The sequence below is a fragment of the Micromonospora sicca genome, from assembly GCF_003172935.1.
GTDB lineage: Bacteria > Actinomycetota > Actinomycetes > Mycobacteriales > Micromonosporaceae > Micromonospora > Micromonospora sicca.
The window spans coordinates 1-18,170 of sequence record NZ_QGKS01000505.1; the positions used below are offsets into that span (position 1 = coordinate 1).

Annotated in this window: 16 protein-coding genes; 9 read left to right on the forward strand and 7 right to left on the reverse strand. The window is 72.3% G+C overall.

Annotation, left to right across the window (positions count from 1 at the left end; translation table 11 throughout):
- The 3 genes from DKT69_RS36555 to DKT69_RS36560 all read left to right on the forward strand — a co-directional run.
- A partial coding sequence (locus tag DKT69_RS36555; protein WP_146231316.1) for a helix-turn-helix transcriptional regulator occupies positions 1–1,428 on the forward strand: 1,428 nt, incomplete at its 5' end.
- 132 nt (positions 1,429–1,560) lie between these two features.
- Entirely contained in the window at positions 1,561–1,719 is a 159-nt protein-coding gene (locus DKT69_RS40800; RefSeq protein WP_368666299.1) for an ATP-binding protein, read from the forward strand.
- Positions 1,720–2,056: 337 nt separating this feature from the next.
- A complete protein-coding gene (locus DKT69_RS36560) occupies positions 2,057–2,758 on the forward strand; it encodes a cellulose binding domain-containing protein (RefSeq protein ID WP_109805914.1) in 702 nt (233 codons plus the stop codon).
- A gap of 249 nt (positions 2,759–3,007) precedes the next feature.
- Here the strand turns inward: DKT69_RS36560 and DKT69_RS36565 are convergent, their stop codons facing one another.
- On the reverse strand, positions 3,008–3,748 hold the full coding sequence (locus DKT69_RS36565) for a hypothetical protein (RefSeq protein WP_146231318.1): 741 nt from the start codon (positions 3,746–3,748) through the stop codon (positions 3,008–3,010).
- Between the two features lie 117 nt (positions 3,749–3,865).
- On the opposite strand from DKT69_RS36565, the gene DKT69_RS36570 reads away from it, so the two are divergent.
- On the forward strand, positions 3,866–5,506 hold the full coding sequence (locus tag DKT69_RS36570) for a RecQ family ATP-dependent DNA helicase (protein ID WP_109805916.1): 1,641 nt from the start codon (positions 3,866–3,868) through the stop codon (positions 5,504–5,506).
- 116 nt (positions 5,507–5,622) lie between these two features.
- The gene (locus tag DKT69_RS36575) at positions 5,623–7,848 is read left to right on the forward strand and encodes an amino acid adenylation domain-containing protein (protein WP_146231319.1); all 2,226 of its coding nucleotides are present in this window, start codon (positions 5,623–5,625) and stop codon (positions 7,846–7,848) included.
- Between the two features lie 31 nt (positions 7,849–7,879).
- Here the strand turns inward: DKT69_RS36575 and DKT69_RS36580 are convergent, their stop codons facing one another.
- Both DKT69_RS36580 and DKT69_RS36585 read right to left on the reverse strand, forming a co-directional pair.
- Positions 7,880–8,548, reverse strand: coding sequence for a spermine/spermidine synthase domain-containing protein (locus DKT69_RS36580; protein ID WP_236648726.1), 669 nt, complete (start codon positions 8,546–8,548; stop codon positions 7,880–7,882).
- Positions 8,549–8,626: 78 nt separating this feature from the next.
- On the reverse strand, positions 8,627–9,568 hold the full coding sequence (locus tag DKT69_RS36585; protein WP_109805918.1) for a threonine/serine dehydratase: 942 nt from the start codon (positions 9,566–9,568) through the stop codon (positions 8,627–8,629).
- A gap of 69 nt (positions 9,569–9,637) precedes the next feature.
- Here DKT69_RS36585 and DKT69_RS36590 point away from each other — a divergent pair, with 69 nt between their 5' ends.
- The 3 genes from DKT69_RS36590 (at position 9,638) to DKT69_RS36600 (ending at position 13,489) form a co-directional block, all read left to right on the forward strand.
- Positions 9,638–10,528: a LysR family transcriptional regulator gene (locus tag DKT69_RS36590; RefSeq protein WP_109805919.1), complete on the forward strand. Its 891-nt coding sequence runs from the start codon at positions 9,638–9,640 to the stop codon at positions 10,526–10,528.
- 134 nt (positions 10,529–10,662) lie between these two features.
- On the forward strand, positions 10,663–13,056 hold the full coding sequence (locus tag DKT69_RS36595) for a glycoside hydrolase family 65 protein (protein ID WP_255420268.1): 2,394 nt from the start codon (positions 10,663–10,665) through the stop codon (positions 13,054–13,056).
- 100 nt (positions 13,057–13,156) lie between these two features.
- Complete coding sequence (locus DKT69_RS36600) at positions 13,157–13,489, forward strand: nuclear transport factor 2 family protein (RefSeq protein WP_161558022.1); 333 nt, start codon at positions 13,157–13,159, stop codon at positions 13,487–13,489.
- Positions 13,490–13,509: 20 nt separating this feature from the next.
- Here DKT69_RS36600 and DKT69_RS36605 read toward each other — a convergent pair whose 3' ends face one another.
- Together DKT69_RS36605 and DKT69_RS36610 are read right to left on the reverse strand one after the other, a co-directional pair.
- Positions 13,510–14,253, reverse strand: coding sequence for an N-acetyltransferase (locus DKT69_RS36605; protein ID WP_236648728.1), 744 nt, complete (start codon positions 14,251–14,253; stop codon positions 13,510–13,512).
- A gap of 102 nt (positions 14,254–14,355) precedes the next feature.
- Positions 14,356–15,909, reverse strand: coding sequence for a GH25 family lysozyme (locus tag DKT69_RS36610; protein ID WP_109805922.1), 1,554 nt, complete (start codon positions 15,907–15,909; stop codon positions 14,356–14,358).
- A gap of 447 nt (positions 15,910–16,356) precedes the next feature.
- Here DKT69_RS36610 and DKT69_RS36615 point away from each other — a divergent pair, with 447 nt between their 5' ends.
- A complete protein-coding gene (locus tag DKT69_RS36615) occupies positions 16,357–17,310 on the forward strand; it encodes an ornithine cyclodeaminase family protein (protein ID WP_109805923.1) in 954 nt (317 codons plus the stop codon).
- 24 nt (positions 17,311–17,334) lie between these two features.
- On the opposite strand, the gene DKT69_RS36620 is transcribed toward DKT69_RS36615, so the two are convergent.
- Together DKT69_RS36620 and DKT69_RS38745 are read right to left on the reverse strand one after the other, a co-directional pair.
- Entirely contained in the window at positions 17,335–17,802 is a 468-nt protein-coding gene (locus tag DKT69_RS36620; protein WP_201750046.1) for an ATP-binding protein, read from the reverse strand.
- Positions 17,803–17,980: 178 nt separating this feature from the next.
- The gene (locus tag DKT69_RS38745; protein ID WP_161558023.1) at positions 17,981–18,121 is read right to left on the reverse strand and encodes a hypothetical protein; all 141 of its coding nucleotides are present in this window, start codon (positions 18,119–18,121) and stop codon (positions 17,981–17,983) included.
- Positions 18,122–18,170 lie beyond the last annotated feature (49 nt).

Below are 18,170 nucleotides of genomic sequence, written 5' to 3' on the forward strand. Positions count from 1 at the left end.
GCCGACCGGTCGGGCGCGGCGGTGGTCGCCGCGACGGCGCTGGCGCACCGCGGCCAGGTCGGCCGCAGCGTCGAGCTGTACCGGTGGGCGGGCGGCGCCTCGGCGCAGTCCTTCGCCGCCGTCGGCGCGCTCGCCGCCGGCCGCCCGGCCGACGCGGCGGACGCGCGCGGCACCGACCCCGCGGGGGAGCCACCCACCCTGCACGCCAGCGCGGCCCGGTTGATGGCCGAGGGGGTCCGGGACAGCGTCGCCGGGCCACCCACCGCCGCGCTCTCCACCCTCGTGCAGGCCGCCGCCCTGCTGGAGCCGGCCGGGCGGGGGGTGCTCCTGCCGGACAGTCCGGCGGCGCTCGCCGCGTTGGCCGGGGTGCACTGCGGCGAGCTGGACGTCGCCGAGCGGGTGCTCGACCGGGCCGCGGCCAGCGGGGTCGGCGGGCCGCTGATGGTCCGGCGCCACCGGCTGCTGCAGGCCTGGATCGCCATGGTCCGGGGCCGTACGGCCGTCGCGGCCGACCAGCTCGCCACGGTGACCGGCGGCGGTCGCCCGCTCGAGTCGAGGGACCTGCTCTTCGCCTCCGCGCTGGAGATGGGGATCGCCCGGCGCAACAGCGACCTCGGCGCCCTCCAGCGCGGGTGGGGGCATGCGCTGGAGGCGGTGGTCCGCCACCCGGTCGATCTGTTCACGCTGCTGCCGCTGGGCGAGCTGGCCGTCACCGGGGCCCGGCTGGGTGACCTGAGCCGGCTGGAACCGTACCTGCGGGAGGCGCGCCTGCTGCTGGCCCGGCTCGGCGATCCGCCACTGTGGAGCACCCCGCTGCACTGGAGCGGGTTGCACGCGGCCATCCTCGCCGAGGAACCGGCGGCCGCCGACGGCCACGTGGCCGCCCTGCTCGCCGCCGCGGGCCACAACCGGTACGCGGCCGTGGTCGCCGCGGCTGCCACCAGCTGGGTCGAGGTGCTGCGCGGGAAGGTCGACCCGGTCCGGGTGGAGGCCGTCGCCCGCGGGCTGCACGACGCGGGGCTGTGCTGGGACGGTGCCCGGCTCGCCGGGCAGGCCGCGATCCGCACTTCGGACCGGCGGGCGATGAGCATGCTGCTGGACTGCGCCCGGATGCTCCAGGGCCGACCGGCCGGGGCCACGGGTGGGCAGCGGCCGGCGTCCGCCGACGCCGTCGCCGCCCCCGGGGCGCACCGGCTCAGCGACCGGGAGCGGGAGGTGGCCGAGCTGGTGCTGGCCGGGCTGACCTACCGGGAGATCGGCGACCGGCTCTTCATCTCCGCGAAGACCGTGGAACACCACGTCGCGCGGATGCGGTCCCGGCTCAACTGCGCCAACCGCACGGAGCTGCTGGCCCTGCTGCGGACCATCCTGGCCGACCGGTCGCGCGGTGCGGCCGGGCAGCCCTGGCCGCAACGGCCGGCGTCGTGAGCCGGACCCGGACCGCTGACCACGGGACCCGGACCCGGCTCGCCGCGCTGGCGGTCGTGCTACCACCGGGTCCTGGTCGCGCCGCACTGGCCCTGGTCGCTCGCCGGGCCCGCCGTCACGACGGTCGTCCACCTGCTGGCCGAGCTGATCGAGAACGCGCTGGTGTTCTCGCCGGTGACCACCACGGTGCGGGTGGCCGGCGAACCCCGAGCGCAGGGGTGCGCCGTCGTGGTCACCGACGACGGGCCGGGCCTGGACGTCGCCGCGCTGGCCGAGGCGAACGACCTGTGACGGACTGCCGAGGCGGGCCGGGGGCGGACCGCTGCCGCCGAGCCCCGGCACCGCCGGCTCGGACAGCGTCGGCATCCCCGACCCGGCCGCAGCGAAAGGACAGTAGATGAGGCAGTCAGTGGTCGCCGGCGGGCTGGCGGAGGCGCTGCACGACCTGGTCGCCCGGGTGCCCGGGTGCCGAGCACGCCGTCGTGCTGCTTCAGGCGATGCTCGCCGGGCTTCGCGCGCTGTGACCTGCGTCTGGTCCCGCGAGGCGGATCGGGGACGGGTGTCCGGTGAAGAATCTGAAGGGGCAGAGCTCGTGCCGGCATCACCGCCCCAGCCGCGGCGGACTCTGGTGATCGTTGTGCTCGACCAGATCGTGGCCGTGGCCGGATCCGTGCGGCGCGCCCTCGCCGGCGCCGGTGGCGGCTCCCGGCTCACCCGGGCCGCCGTGATCGCGTCACTGGCGGTGCTGGTCGCCACGGCGGTACCCGTCGTGCTGGTGCTGCGGACGCCGGAACGCCTGACCCCGGTCGTCCTCGACCCACCGCCGGACGGCGACCTGCCGACGATCCCCGAGTTCGGTACGCGCAGCATGGAGGCCAGGCCCGCCGCCTCCAGCCCACCGGCGGCGGCGCGCACGACGACCGAGGCGCCGCCGGCCGGTCCGGCCGCTGCGACGACGGGGGGCGCGCCGTCGCCGGCGGCGACGGGGTCGACCAGCCCGGCCGCGCTGCGCGCCGCGTTCGCCGTCGAGGAACGTGCCCTGCTCAGCTACGGCGCCGGCGTGACGATCAGCAACGCCGGGCCGACCGCGGTGACCGGGTGGACCCTGGTCGTCACGCTGCCTCGGGAGTCGCTCGAGGTCACCTCCGTCACCGGCGCCCGGGCCACCCGCGCCGGCGCGACGTGGACCTTCGTGCCGGACGGGAGCACGGGGGAGGTGCCCGGCGCCGGCTCGGTCCGGGTCACCTTCCGGGTGTCCGGGGCGCCGGTCAACTCAACGCCCACGGCCTGCACCATCGACGGAGCCGCCTGCTCCGGCCTGCCGGCCTGACGTACGGCACCCACCGGCGACCCACCCGCCAGCGGGCAGGGCTGCGGGTGGCGCCGGATGAGGTCCTGGTAGGTCTCGTTGGCCGACTCGAGCTCGGCGCAGGCGCCCGCCGGCGTCAACAGCAATGTGCTCACCGACGAGACGGCTGTCGACCCGCTGTCCGGCAACGTCGTGCTCCATGGCATCCCGGTGCGCGTCGAGGCCGCCTCGGGCGGGGCCGATCATGCGAGCAGCGGCGTGGCTGCCCGATTATCGCCGGGCCTCGGAGTTGCTTCGCAGCGTGTTCGCCCGGTGCGTGGCACCGACGCCGGCCGGCTGCGGTCCGGTGTCGTTCTCGGTGGTCGCGTCGGGCCACTGGGTCTGGCCTGCCGCCGTCAGGCCGAGCCCTTCGGCACCGAGCGGGCGGTCCGGTGCCAGAGCGACGGGCGAAGAAGAGCTTTCCGGAGTTGCCATTTCGGGTGCCTCGGCTGCTGGTCGTGGCCAGCGCCGCCACCGCTGAACGCTGAGCACGGCGACCAGCATCGCGGCACCGATCAGCAGCGTGGTGCCGGTCCGCACCGGGGTGGCCAGGTCGGCGTGCTGGCCGGCCACGGTCCCCTGGTGGCCGAGGAGGCGCAGCAGCCAGGTCGGGCGCATCATCATGGCGAGATAGCTGCCCGCGTACACGATCCCGGTCAGCACGGCGCCGAGCGGGGAGAATCGTAGGGTGGCGATGAGCCCGAGCAGGATTCCCGCCGCTGCCAGTAGCAGCGCAGTCCGCACGAAGTCACCCGTGTTGAAGGCGCCGCTGGTCTGCGCCGCGGTGAAGGCCTGGACCGAGCGGCCCTGTCCGATGGCGAGAAGGATCCAGGCCAACGGACCGATGACAATCGCGGCGATCAAGGTTCCGACGTGTCGCATCCGGGCACCGTACCGATGGAACACAACGATGAAAACCCCTGATACCGACCGTCGTTGCTCGGTCACGGTCAGGGCGGCAGGAGTCAGCATGCCCGGATCTGGTCGGGCAGCGGCTCGTCCGGCCCGACGCCGTGGCCGAGGAGGAGGCGTACGACGGCCCTGGGATGATCTTATGTCCGTCAGTGCGGTTGGTTAGCATGCGCGGCGATGATGTTTCTATTCCCCTCCCTGCGGCTACGCCGCGCCGCCCGTAGACACTTCGGCTGGCAGAAGCTTCGAGCTACGCAGATGCGCGCGATGCGCGCGCTGCTGGCGGGCCGCGACACGCTGGTCGTGCTGCCAACCGGGGGCGGAAAGTCTGCCGTCTACCAGGTTCCCGCCACGCTGCTGCGCGGCCCCACGGTGGTGATCTCCCCGCTGCTGGCATTGCAGCAGGACCAGATCGGCAACCTCAACGAGCGGGCGGATCCTGCTTTGCGCGCTGTTCGGATCAGCTCCGCGGAGAGCCCGAGCAAGCAGGCCGCGGCGCTGGCCGAGCTGCGCTCGGGTGCCGCGAAATTCCTGTTCATCACGCCGGAGCAGCTCAGTTCCCCGGAGCGGCTGGCCGAGGTCCGCGCGCTGCGTCCGGCGCTGGTGGCGGTTGACGAGGCGCACTGCATCTCGTCGTGGGGGCATGATTTCCGCCCCGACTACCTCACACTCGGCCACCTCATCCGCGGCCTGGGACGCCCGCCGGTCGTGGCGTTGACCGCCACGGCATCGCCGCCGGTGCGCGAGGACATCACCGCGCGGCTCGGCATGCGCAAGCCGCGGCTGGTCCTGTCCGGGTTGGACCGTCCGAACCTTTTCGTGGCGGCGGCGCACTGCCCCAGCGAGGACTACCGCTGGCGCAGGCTGCTCACCCTGCTCAAGGAGACCGACCCGCCCGGCATCGTGTATGTGCCGACCAGGCGCGCCGCCGAGGAACTCGCGGAACGGCTGTCCGACGCGGGTTTTCCCGCACAGGCATACCACGGCGGTATGGCGGCCGGGGTGCGTCACCGCCGCCACGAAGACTTCCTCGCCGACCGGGTGCCGATCATGGTCGCCACGTCGGCGTTCGGCATGGGCATCGACAAGCAGAACCTCCGCTGGGTGGCGCATGTGGCGCTGCCCGACTCACCGGACAGCTACCTGCAGGAGATCGGGCGGGCCGGGCGCGACGGTGAGCCGGCCCGGGCGTTGCTGCTCTACCGAGCCGAAGACGTTGCCCTGCAACGTTTCTTCAACGGCGGCGCGCCTGAACTGAAAGAGCTGCGAGCGGTCGCGGCGGTCCTGCACAATGGCCCGGTGACGCGCAGCGCGCTGGCAAAGGCCACCGGCCTGGGGCAGCGCAAGGTCGCCAGCCACATCGGTCTGCTTGAGCAGGTCGGTGCGGTGGCGACAGGCGCCAAGGGCGAGCTCACCGTCCCTCGGTATGCGCCCCTGCCCGATCAGGCGGCTCGGGAGGCGCTGGCCGAGTACGCCCGCTATCAGGCGGGGCAGCGTTCCCGCACCGACATGATGCGCCGCTTCGCCGAGAGCCGGGGCTGCCGTGTGCAGTCACTGCTGGGCTACTTCGGAGAGCAGCTGAGCCGTCCCTGTGGGCACTGCGACAACTGCCACGGCGGCACCTCCGAGGTGATCCCGGGCGACGGGCCGTACCCACTGCACAGCACCGTTCGGCACGCCAAATGGGGATCAGGCATGGTCCTCGGCTACGAGAAGGACCGGATGACCGTGCTCTTCGACGATGTGGGCTACAAGACCCTGTCGGTCTCCGTCGTGCAGGCCCAGGGCCTGCTGGCGCTCGAGGCGAACCGCGGCTGAAGCCGCGGACAGGCAGTCCGCGTCCTCGGGCCGCAGGTTGACCGGCCGACGCCGCGTAGGGCGCGACGCAACGGGTAAGCGGCCGCGGCGAACAGACGACGGGACGGCAGGTGCCGGTGGAAACGACGGAGTTGCGGGTACCCGGCGTCGGCGGCTCCAGCGCGGAGGAGAGCCTCGATCGACCGATCGCGACGAGGGTGGCGGGCGACCAGAACGCAGGATTCTTCCGCCCCAAGGCGGGCTTCGGCGACCCGCGGGGACCCGGCGGGGTGCTGATCGAGGCCTACCGCTGGGGCAACCTGACCGGCGGCAGGGCCAGCCGGGCCTTCTCCCTGATGCTGCTGCTGCCGTTCATGCTGAGCAACATCGCGATCTGGATGCTGCCGCCGGCCGCGCCCGGCCCCGGGGCGGTCGCCCGCGCGGCCTGCCGGCTGCTGGCCGGGACCCTGACCGCGATGTACGTGCTGTCGGTGACCGGCGTGGCGATCGACCTGGTCGCCTGGCAGTGCGCCGCCGACCCCCGGTGCACCGACGGCCGCTGGCCGATCTCCTGGATCGCCGACGTGCAGCCGGGTCAGCGCGTGGCGCTGGCCGCCCTGGTGCCGATCGCCGCCGTCGCGGTCGTCTGGTGGCTCGGCGCGCGGTCGTGGCGGCTGTCCGAGGACGCCTCTGCCACAGCCGCGCCGGCTGGTCTCGGCGCGTTCCGGCTCGACGACCACGACTTCTGGGACAACCGGATCCTCCTGCGCCGGCTGCGCGAACTGCACGTCGCGATCGCCCTGGGCGCCGTCGACGTCGTCCTGCTCAGCGTGATCGCCCCGCATGACAACCGGGGGGCCGGCTACGGCCTGGTCGCCCTCACCGTCGCCGTCATGGTCGCCGCCACGGCGTTGCTCTGCCGCCCGGCCCGGCCCGGCCACCCGCACGACCGGCGGCTCGGACTGGCCAGTCGTACCGTGCTGGTGGCCATGCTGGTGGTCACCGCGCTGACCCTCGGTTACGCCGCCCTGCCCCGGTCCCGGTGGATCCCGGGGGCCGAGTTGCCCGGCTACGGCTCCCTGGTCGCCTGGCTCTACGTGAGCCAGGTCGTGCTGCTGCTCATCCTCAGCGCGGTCGTGGTCCGCCGGCCGAGGCGGACGAGGACCGCGACGTTCCTCGGCGGCCTGGGCGCCCCCGTGGTCATCACCTTCGCCATCGGCCTCGGGGTGGCGTTCGCGTCCGCCCTCGTCTACACGGCCTCCGACTATCTCGACCGGGACGTCAACCCGACACCGCGCCGCCTGCTGCCGGCCGGGGTCCCACCGCTGCTACCGCCGCTGGCCTACCGGTGGGCCGCGATGGGCTTCTTCGTGGCCCTGCTGGTGACCGTGGTCGCCGCCCTCCTGCGCAGCCTGCTGACCAGGAGGCACCGGCGGCGGGTGGCGATGGAGATCCTGCGCCGCGACTTCCCGGACGCCCCGCCGAAATCGCACCCGCGGGTCCGCACGGTGTGCAACGCCATCGCCCAGGCGCAGCTCACCGACCGGAGTTGGCCACTGCCCGCCGCGTACGCGGTCATCTTCGTGCTGATCCTCGGCTCCGCGGGACTGTCGCTTGCGGGCATCGGGCCGCGCGATCTGAGCCTCCGCATCGGGGGAGAGTCGCTGGCCCGAGCGACGGTGTTCATCAGCCACCTGGGCACCAACCTGGCCGGGCTCTTCGCCATCGCGATGGCGGTCGCCGCGCTGCTGACCCACAAGCCGAGCGCGCGTACCCGCTTCGTCGGAGTGCTGTGGGACGTGGCCACGTTCTGGCCGCGCGCCGCCCACCCACTCGCCCCGCCCTGCTATTCCGAACGCGCCGTACCGGAGCTCACCCGACGGATCCGGCACCTGACCAGCCACGACGGAACCCTGGTCCTCTCCGGGCACAGCCACGGCGCGGTCCTGGCGGCGGCGACCGTGCTGCAACTGCAGCCCGCCTGCCTCGACCGGATCGCGCTGCTGACCCATGCCTCTCCGGCGCGCCGCCTCTACAGCAGGCTCTTCCCCGCGCACCTGGGCCACGCCACGCTGTGCGACATCGGCGACCGGGTGAGCTGGCGCTGGCTCAACCTGTGGCGGGACACCGACCCGATCGGTGGTTGGATCTTCGCCCCGGACCCGGGCCGCTCGATCGCCGGGAGGCCGACCGACCCGGCTGATCCGGCGAACATCGTGGATCGGCGGCTGCGTGACCCGCACGGGTTGCCGGCCCCGCCGGACGACACCGTGCCGCCACCGGTCCAGGGACACCGGTTCGGCCCCGACGACGACTTCGAGGCCGCCGTCCGCGACCTGGTGGCGCGACTGCGGGCGACCTGACTGGGACCTGAACCGGTAGGGCCTTCAGGAATCACGGATTGCCGGGGGCCGCACGGCGCGCCACGTAGACGGCGTCCGGCTCGCCGCGCGGCACCTCGACGAGGTGGGTGTCGACCGGACCGATGACCGCCTCGAGCCGGGCGGCGTACGCCGGCGCGGCCGAGGCGCTCCAGACGGCCAGCACGCCGTCGGCTGCGAGCCGGTCGCGCAGCAGGGCGGTGCCCGCGTCGTCGTACAGCGCGACGTTGGGCTGGAAGACGGTCCAGTCGGGGCCGTTGTCGATGTCGAGGCAGATGGCGTCGAAGACCTCCCGGGTGGTACGAAGCCAGGCCAGGAGGTCCTCGTTCACGATCCGCACCCGGGCGTCGTCGAGCGCCCCTCCGCTGTAGGCGGCCAGACGGTGGCGGTGCCAGTCGATGAGCGTCTCCTCGATCTCCACCACCACGATCTCCGCGGGCACACTGGAGGCCGCGGCCTCGGCCAGCGAGAAGCCCACCCCCAGTCCGCCGATCAGCACCCGCGCCCCGGGCCGTACCAGGTTGAGCGCCTCGCGCACGAGCAGCCGCTCCGACGCTCCGGCCCGGGTGTCCATCAGGAACACGCCGTTGTCGACGATCTCGAAGTGCCCGCCGGATTGTCGAAGCACCAGCTCACCCCGGTCGGTCACCACCCGCTCGACTACGGTAACCGCCTCGTTCACCAGGCCAATCTATGGCACCGGGCTCTCCCGAGCCCGCGATATTCCAGAGGCCGGCCTGCCGGCGGGCGGGCTGCCCGTTCACCGGCTCTCGCCGGTCGGGGACCAGTCGGCGTTGGCCCCGCAGACGACCAGGCAGGCGTGGTCGCCGGGGACCTGGCCGGCCAGCCAGGCCGCGAACGCGGCGGCGCCGGCCGGTTCCACGGCCAGCCGGAACTCCTCCCAGAGCCGATCACGAGCGGCGATGATCTGGCGATCGTCGACGAGGGCCAGCTGCGGGGCGGTCGCCCCGAGGATCGCGTACGGGATCCGCCCGACCCGGCTCGCGCCGAGCGCGGACGCGGCCACCGAGTCGACCGGGCTGTCGACCGGCTGTCCGGCGGCCACCGCGGCGTGCAGGCTGGCACACCCGGCCGGCTCCACACCGACGACGGCGCGCGCCCCGACCGCCAGGCTCACCCCGGCGATCAGCCCGCCGCCGCCGACGGCAACCGCCACGGTGTCGCAGTCCGGCGCCTGGTCCACGATCTCCAGGCCCACCGTGCCCTGCCCGGCCACGACGTCGGGGTCGTCGTACGCGGGCAGGTAACGCAGTCCCTGCTCGGCGGCGTACGTCCGGGCGGCGAGTTCGGCCTCGGCGTACGACCGGCCGTGCCGGACCACGTCGGCACCGGTCGCGGCGATGCGCCGTTGCTTGGCCGGTGGCACCGTCTGCGGCACGTAGATCGTGGCCCGGACGCCGAGCAGCCGGGCGCCGGCGCCCACGCCGAGCCCGTGGTTGCCGCCCGAGGCGATCACCACCCGGCCGGTGCCCGGCCCGCTCAGCAGCGCGTTCAGCGCGCCGCGGACCTTGAACGAGCCGGTGAGTTGCAGGTGTTCCAGCTTCAGCGTCAGCCGGCGGCCGTCCACGTCCGCTTCCAGTACGGGCGTACGCCGGATGTGCGGCGCGATCCGCTCGGCGGCCCGTCGGACGTCCTCGGCCGCCGGCAGTGTCGCCGCCCCGATCTGTGCGTGTCGGATCATGCTCCTACTCTGCCCGTCCTCGGCCCATAAGCTGGAGCGGGACTTGCTAACGGGAAGTAAGGAACGCTAATGGGACTGGACGTGGAGCGGCTGCGAGTCCTCGTCGAGGTCGTCCACGCCGGCTCGATCGCGGCGGCGGCCAAGCGCATGGGGTTCACCGCCTCGGCCCTGTCCCAGCAACTGGCGAAGCTGGAACGGGAGGTCGGCGATCGCCTCGTCGACCGCGGACCCGGCGGGGTACGGCCGACCGCGACCGGCGAGCTGCTGGTCCGGCACGGGGAACGTGTCCTCGGCGCTCTCCACGACGCCGAAGAGGCCGTCCGGGGCGCCCGCCGGCTGCCCCGTGAGCACCTGTCCGTCGGCACGTTCGCCAGCGCCGGTAAGGCGCTCGTCCCCACCGCACTGGCCACGTTCCGCCGCGCCCACCCGCAGGTGCGCCTCACCCTGCTGGACATCGAGCCGCCCGACGGGTACGGCCTGGTCACCTCCGGCGACCTCGATCTGCTGATCACGCATCGCTACCCCGACGTGCCGCTGCCGCCCGCCACCGGCCTGCACCGGGCGCACCTGATGGCCGACCCGCTGCGGCTCGTGCTGCCCACCGGCCACCGCCACGCCGGCACCGACCGGCTGACGTTGGCCGGGCTCGCCACCGACGAGTGGATCTCCGGCGGGCCCGGGGTGCCCAACCGGGTGGCCCTGGACGGGACGGCCCGACGGGCCGGCGTGGAGCTGCGCGTGTCCTACGAGACCCGGGACTACGCGGTCACCCTCGCCCTCGTCAGCGCCGGCATCGGCGTCGCCGTCGTCCCGGGCACCACCCTGCGCTCCGCCGAACCGGGTGACTACGTCGTCCGCGACCTCGACCAGCCGATCGCCCGCGACATCTTCCTCGTGCACCGCCCGCGCCCACGGCCACCCGTCTCCGACATGGTCGCCCGTCTCCAGGGCGTCGCCTGACCGGCCACCCCCTCCTCGAGTTTGGCGAGCCCGAGCCGGGGAAAGGGCAGCGCGCCGTGGGAGAGGAGTACCGGGTGCCGGCGGACGTGGACCCTGGGTGTGAGCTGTGCACCGAGAGTCTGCCGGGCGGCTGGGTGTTGGCGTACCGGAACGGTGACGGACCAGGTGAAGGTACGCGAGAGACGATGCTGACCCTGGGCAACGGGTACCTGGCCACCCGGGGGGCGGCTCCAGAGGCCTGGGCCGACGGGGTCCACTATCCCGGCACCTACCTGGCCGGTTTCCACAACCGGCTCTCCGGCACCGGCCTGCCGGACGGCACGGAGAGCATCGTCAACCTGCCGAACTGGCTGCCGTTGACGTTCCGTCCCGCCGGCGGGGACTGGCTCGCACCGGGGCAGGGGCACCGCGTGCACGAGCACCGGGCGCTGGATCTGCGGTGCGGGCTGTACCGCCGGGAACTGCTCGTGGTCGACCGGGACCAGCGGCGGACCCGGATCCGCCAGCGACGACTGGTGTCGATGGCGAATCCCCATCTGGCGGCGCTGGAGACGAGCATCGTCGCGGAGAACTGGTCGGGCCGGTTGGAGATCAGGTCGGGCATCGACGGTCGGGTGGTCAACGCGAACGCGCCGGCGGAAGCGGGCGGTTGCGGCCGGCACCTCACCGACGTGGCCACCGGCGAGGACGACGGGGAGACCATCTGGTTGACGGCGGTGACCACCTGCGCACGGCACCAGGTGGCCGTCACCGCGCGCACCAGAATCACCGACACCAGCGTCGCCCACAGCAGGCCGGCCGCCGTCCACGAGCCGGACGACGTGAGTCAGATCATCGGGATCGACGTGACGCCCGGCGAACCGGTCTGCGTGGAGAAGACCGTTGCGGTGTTCTCCACCCAGGACCTGGCGGTGTCCGAACCGTTGACGGCCGCACTCGAAGAGCTGCGCTACGCCGGGACGTTCGGCACCTTGCTGGCCGAGCACGCCGCCGCCTGGGCCCGCCTGTGGGAGCGTTTCCGGCTCGATGTCGGCGAGGAGCACGCCTGGCAGTTGTCGGTACGGGTGCAGACTTTCCATCTGTTGCAGACGCTGTCGCCGCACACCCTCGATCTGGACGCGGGCGTGCCCGCGCGAGGGCTGCACGGCGAGGGCTACCACGGACACATCTTCTGGGACGAGCTGTTCGTCTACCCGTACCTCAATCTGCGGTTCCCGGAGCTGACCCGGGCCCTGCTGAAGTACCGGCACCGGCGGCTGACCGCGGCGCGGCGGCAGGCGGCCGCGGCGGGCATGGCAGGTGCGCTGTTTCCCTGGCAGAGCGGTGACAGCGGCCGGGATGAGAGCCCCGACTGTTCGCCATCCCCCGTGACCGGACAGTCGGTGGACGACTACACCGGCCGGCAGCAGCACGTCAACCTGGCCGTGGCCTACTGCGTGTGGCGGTACTGGGAGACGACCGGTGACCTGTCCTTCCTCGCCGGGTGCGGGCTGGAACTGCTGACCGAGACGGCGCGGCTCTGGGCCGGACTGGCCACCTACCGGCCGTCCGACGACCGGTACGACATCCGCGGCGTGATGGGACCCGACGAGTACCACGACGGGTACCCGGGCCGGCCCGGCCAGGGCCTGGACAACTCGGCGTACATCAACGTGATGGTCGCCTGGGTGCTCGGCCGCGCCGACGAGGCCACCGCGATCCTCAGCCGGCATCCCGGCATGATGCCCTGGCCCGACGTCGCCGCGACGGACGACGAATGCCGCCGGTGGCGATACATCGCGCGCCGACTACGGCTGGCCTTCCTCGACGACGGGATCCTCGCCCAGTTCGAAGGGTACGGCGATCTGGCGGAACTGGACTGGGACCGGTACCGGCGGCGGTACGGCGACCTGCGGCTGCTGGGGTCGATGCTGCAGGCCGAGGGCAAGGACCCGAACCGCTACAAGATCTCCAAGCAGGCCGACGTGCTCATGCTGCTCTACTTGTTCAGCGCCGGCGAACTCGCCGGGCTGGTGCGGGGCCTCGGCTACGAGTTCGATCCGGCCCGGATCCCCGCCACCGTCGACTACTACCTGTCCCGCACGGCACACGGATCCACCCTGAGCCGGGTCGCGCACGCGTGGGTGCTGGCCCGGACGGACCGTCGTCAATCCTTCGAGATGCTGCTGACCGCGCTCGGCACCGATCTCGCGGATCCGGAGCACAGCTCGACGCGGAACGGCATACATCTCGGCGCCACCGCCGGAACGCTGGACATCCTGCAACGGTGCTACACCGGACTGGAGGTCCGCGGCGACATGCTCCGGCTCAACCCGCTGCTGCCCGACGGGCTCGATGGGCTCGACTGCGTGATCCGTTATCAGAACCAGCTGATTTCCCTGCACGTGGATCACGAGCGGTTGCAGATCTGCGCCGCCCCCGGAGCGGACCAGCCCGTCCAGGTGGCCGTTTGGGGCAGGTCGTTTTCGCTCGCTCCCGGCTCGACCGTCACCGTCGAGCTGGACCCTCCGCCCGGGGCGGCAGCGTGACCGCCGCGCACGCTCAAGCTCTCGCCGGCCGGCGCCGGCGACGGCGGGAATGACCGGTGTCTCGTCGGGTAAGCGGGCGGCGACACGCGAGGAGAGCGACATGACCCAAACCGTTCCCGACGTGATCGTCCGCTACTACCAGTTGACGGCCGAGCCCGACGTCGACGCCTTCGTCGGCTGCTTCACCGACGACGCGATCGTCGCCGACGAGGACCGGACCTACGAGGGCCCGGCGGCGATCCGGGCCTGGCGCGAGCGGACCGCGGCCGAGTTCGACTACAAGGCCATACCGGAGGCCGTCGAGGAAGAGGCCGGTGGCAACCTGGTCGTCACGACGCTGGTCACGGGCACGTTTCCGGGCAGCCCGGTCCGACTGCGCCACCGGTTCACGCTGCGCGACGGGCTGATCGGCGCCCTGGACATCCGGCCGTAGGGCAGCCGTCCCGGCCTCGCCTACAGCCGGTGGCGGACCCAGACGTTGGGTTCGACGTAGACGGCGTGGTCGTGCGCTACGTCGCAGTGCACCGGCAACAGGGCTCCTGGTACGAGCACCGGCCCGCTGGCGTCGAACGGCAGGCCGGTCCAGGAGCGCCACTCGGCGAGCGTCCCGCTGATCATCATCGACCGGGTGGCGACCCGCTCGATGCGCCCGCCCGCCCGTACGTGCACCCGCAGCCACGGGTCGACGGGCAGGCCGTCCTCGCGGACCTGCGCCGCGTACGCGGTCATCGGCAGCTCGGGGCGGGTGTGCTTGCCGCTCGGGCGGACCGGGGCGACCAGGGTGTCGTAGCCGAGTTCGGCGACGGCCTGCCGCATGGCGGCGAGCATCAGGGCGGAGAGCCCGGCGGCGCGCCGGTCGGGCCGGATGCAGATCTCGATGGCCGAGACGATGTTCGGGGTCGCGCCGGTGAGCCGGGTGATGGCGGCCCGTTGGATCACCCGGTCCCAGCCGCCGTCGGGAAGCTCCGGCTCCGTCCAGCGCAACGGCACGGCGTACGCCCGGGCGACGGCGCGACCGGGCTCGGCGGAGTCGACGGCCGCGAACACGAACTCCGGGTAGAGGTCGTGGGCGACGTTGTAGTACACCGCGCCCATCGGGTCCCAGAGCATGAACTGCGGCCACGCCCCGTCGAAGTCCCGGTGCAGCAGGGGGGCGAGGTCCGGCCGCTCCGCCAGGCTCACGATGTCGATCGTCACGGCGGAAACCTAGAGCGCCTGGCCGTGCACCGCACCCCGATTTAGCGGCCTGGCTTGACCGGCCGCGTTGCCATCACCGCGGGCTTTCGTCCGCCCTCCAGGTCAGCGGGTCAGCCGCAAGAACTTCTCCCACGACCCCACGACCGTCCGACTGGCGATCAGTGGGGAGGCGCCGGCGTTCTCCGCGCTCACGTAGCGGTTGTTCGCGTTGGCCAGCAGGCTGACCGTGCCGTCGGCGTTGGTGATGATCCGGAACTTCTCCCAGGCGCCGATCGCGGTCCGGTTGGCGATCAACGCGGACGCACCGGCGCTCTCCGCCGTGACGTAGCTGCCGTTGACGCGCGCGCGGAAGGCGACGAACCCGCCGCCGGCGTCGACCTGGTCGAACTGCTCCCAGTTGCCGGCAGCCGTCCGGTTGGCGATCAGCGGCGAGCTGCCGGCGTTCGCGGCCGTGACGTACCGGAGGTTCACGGTGGCGAGCAGGTGCACCAGGGCCGGCGGCGCGACGAACCTGAATTTCTCCCAGGGGCCGATGGCCGCCCGGTTGGCGATGAGCGGCAAGGTGCCGGCCTTCTCCGCGGTCACGTAGCGGTTGTTCGCGTTGGCGACGAGGCTGACCGTGCCATCGGCGTTGGTGATGATCCGGAATTTCTCCCAGGGGCCCACCTTCGCCCGGTTGGCGATGAGCGGGGAGGCACCGGCATTCTCCGCCGTGACGTATCGGCCGTTCTCGCGGGACCGGTATGCCACGAACCCGCCGCCGGCGTCGACCTGGTCGAACTGCTCCCATGGACCGATGGCGGTCCGGCTGGCGATCAGCGGGGAGGTGCCGGCGTCCGCCGCGGTCACGTACCGGTTGTTGACCGTCGCCAGGAGGCCGGTCGCCGGACCGCCGAGCAGGCGAGCCAGCGCCGCGTGGTCGCCGTTGAAGACGTCCAGATCGGGCGTGGAGAAACCTGAGGTGGGGATGGACGTGCCCGCGGCGTGCTGCCAGATGGCGAAGGACGACCACCCGGCCGGCAGCGGCGGCGGATTCTGCGAGTAGTTGGCGATGAACAGCGGGTTCGCCGCGAAGGTCGTGTTGCTGGCCGTGCAGGGGTTCCACCAGTTCGTGTTGGTGTAGATCATGGCCTGCCGGCCGGTGCGTGCGGCGATCTCGGTGACGAAGTCGCGGACCCACGTCACCAACTGGGCGGGCGTCATGTTGTAGCAGTCGTTCAGGCCCCAATCAACCCGAGGCCACTCGAGGTCCAACATCGGCGGCAGCGTGCGTCCATCGGCGACGTACGGGGCGAAGTCGAGCAGGACGCCGGCCTGCTGCTTGCCGCTGCTGAGATCCGGGCGGGCCCGGTGGTACGCCCCGGTGTAGAGGCCGTTGGCTCGGGCGCCGGCGTAGTTGGTGGCGTAGTACGGATCAGGATTGTTGTGCGGCACCGGTTGGCCGTCCTGCTCGCTGGCGCGGATGTAGGCGAACGATGCGCCGCCCCCCGCCAACGCGGCCCAGTCGAGCGAGGGCCCCTGGAAATAGGACACATCGACGCCCTTGATCGGGTATCCGGTGGGCGTGGGCAGTGCCCGTGCCGGCGCGGCAATCCCGACCAGTCCCCCCAGCCCCAACGCCGCACCCAGCAGAACCGCCAGACTTCTGCGTGCCATGGTTCGCCTCCACCACCAGGGGCGCTACGCGTCCGTACGGAGCGTAACGGTGCGCACGGCGCGAGAGAATCGGCCGACGGTCCATGGTTGAGTCCGCGGACCGGTCGCAGTATCAGCTGCTTCGCCTGGCCCTGCCGGCACGAGGCGACCGTCGGCTTGACCCGCCGCCAGTAGGCGTCGATGCCGCCCTCGAGCGCGAGCCGGATCAGGCAGGCGCACACCAGCCGGCGGTCACGGCGGTCGCGCCTGCTGGGTACCGGCTGGTGGCTGGTCGCCGGCCGGGAGGGGCAGCCCAGTGTTGCCGCTCGGCTGGCCGGGATCGCCGACACCAGCCTGACCGGATGGAAATGTCGGCTCCCTCGAGTTCTTCACATAGCGTCGGGCGCTATGAACGAGGTCAACGAGGATCCCACTCGCTCCGCCCCTCCTGTCCGGCGGTTTGCCGGGATGCACCTGATCTCCGGAGACGACGTCGCGGAGATCCCGATCCGGAACGCGGTCGACGCCTTGGAGACCGCCCTCCGCGGCGGCCTCGATCCCGAGCAGGACACACCCCGTTCCCGGGTGACCACCCAGGCCGGCGAACTGCTCGTCATGCCGTCCACCCAGGGAACCTTCTCGGGCGTGAAGCTGCTCTCCAGCACCCCGGACAATCCCCGCCACGGACTACCGCTCATCCAGGGCGCCTTCATCCTCTTCGAAGGTCCCGAGCAACGTGCGGCCGCCATCATCGACGGTGTCGCCCTGACAAACCTGCGCACCCCCGCGGTCTCCGCGCTCGCCGTACGACACCTCCTGCCCGGCAAGGGGGCCGGCCCGCTCCGGCTCACGGTGTTCGGTACCGGACCGCAGGCGCGCGGCCACGCGGAGGCGATGCTCGCGCTGCACGAGATCAGCGAGGTCTCGCTCGTGGGACGCGACAGCGCACGCCGCGACCGTCTCGCCGCGCACCTCGCCGACACCGGCGTCCCGGTACGGGTGTCCGGCCCCGACGCGTCCGCAGCGGCGGTGGCGCAGGCGGACATCATCTGTTGCTGCACGAGTGCACCGGCGCCGCTCTTCGACGGCACTCTGGTCAAGGCGGACGCCGTTGTCGTCGCGATCGGCTCACACTCCCCGCGCATGCGTGAGGTCGACGACCGGCTCGTCAACCGCGCGAGCGTCGTCGTCGAATCCCGCGCCAGCGCGTTACGCGAGGCGGGCGACGTCGTGATCCCCCTGGCCGCCGGCGTCGTGCGCGAGGAGGACCTGTACGCGCTGCGCGACGTCGTGACCGGCAGCGCGCAGCTGTCCACCGGTGGACCCAGGCTGTTCAAGGGGACCGGCATGCCGTGGCAGGACCTCGTCGTCGGCGCCGAGATCTACCGCAGCTACGTCACCGCGCACGACGGTGCCCCTTGATACGGCGAGGTGCGGTGTCACCCCTCAGCCTGCCATCGGCTCGACCTGGAACCCGCCCCTGTCGTCGAACCGGACTTCGTACAGCCGGTCGAATCCATCGGCCTGCCGAGGGCGTCGGAGCCGCTTGAGCGTGTCATACAGCCCAACGTCCGGCACCCGGGCTCGATCCTCACGCGCCGCGTTGCGATCGAGCGCCGCAGGGAGATCGGGCGGGAACCAGTACCCGACCGTCATCGCGCCGTGGGCGCGGGCAGCCTCGATCAGCGGTTGCCACTCGTGAGGTGAGGGATTGGTGTTGTCCACCACGACGCAATGCCTCGTGGCCAGGGCCTCGTTGACCAGCCGCATCTGACGGCTTTGGCGATGGCGGGCATTCGGGAACGCGTCCTTGCTGACCACCACATGATTGTCGGTCAGCAGGCGGCGGCGGAACGCTGTCTTGCCCGACGCCTGCAGACCGATCAAGATCGCCAGTTCCAGCCGATCAACCACAGACCGCCTCCGGTACCCGCATCTCACTCACCGGGAAGAGCTGATCCTGCTGCGGGGGCGAGCGGTGAGCGTTGTTGTCCCGCTGTCCGTCAGGGCCGGCCGGCGGGGCGGTTCAGCCTGATTATCGCCCGCCCCGAGAGTTTTTTGGTGGCTGGTGGGGCGGACCGGTGGGACCGCGTCACATGTCGACCCTTTGGGTGTCGAAGAGCCGCAGCAGCGGTGCGGTGTCCTGCGGTGCGTTGCGCAGCCGAGCGAGAAGCAAGGACTCAGCTATTTCCTCCAGGGTCGCGGCGATGACGTCCAGGTCCGTCCGACGCAAGGAGGGGACTTTGCGTGCCAGGCGCCGCAGTTCGGCATCGATGACGGTG

What these genes read in the sequence shown, in the direction of transcription:
- DKT69_RS36565 (WP_146231318.1), bottom strand. Translation starts at nt 3,748, where the DNA reads ATGCTGACTCCTGCCGCCCTGACCGTGACCGAGCAACGACGGTCGGTA.
- DKT69_RS36570 (WP_109805916.1), top strand. Translation starts at nt 3,866, where the DNA reads ATGATGTTTCTATTCCCCTCCCTGCGGCTACGCCGCGCCGCCCGTAGA.
- DKT69_RS36585 (WP_109805918.1), bottom strand. Translation starts at nt 9,568, where the DNA reads ATGATCCGACACGCACAGATCGGGGCGGCGACACTGCCGGCGGCCGAG.
- DKT69_RS36590 (WP_109805919.1), top strand. Translation starts at nt 9,638, where the DNA reads ATGGGACTGGACGTGGAGCGGCTGCGAGTCCTCGTCGAGGTCGTCCAC.
- DKT69_RS36600 (WP_161558022.1), top strand. Translation starts at nt 13,157, where the DNA reads ATGACCCAAACCGTTCCCGACGTGATCGTCCGCTACTACCAGTTGACG.
- DKT69_RS36610 (WP_109805922.1), bottom strand. Translation starts at nt 15,909, where the DNA reads ATGGCACGCAGAAGTCTGGCGGTTCTGCTGGGTGCGGCGTTGGGGCTG.
- DKT69_RS36615 (WP_109805923.1), top strand. Translation starts at nt 16,357, where the DNA reads ATGCACCTGATCTCCGGAGACGACGTCGCGGAGATCCCGATCCGGAAC.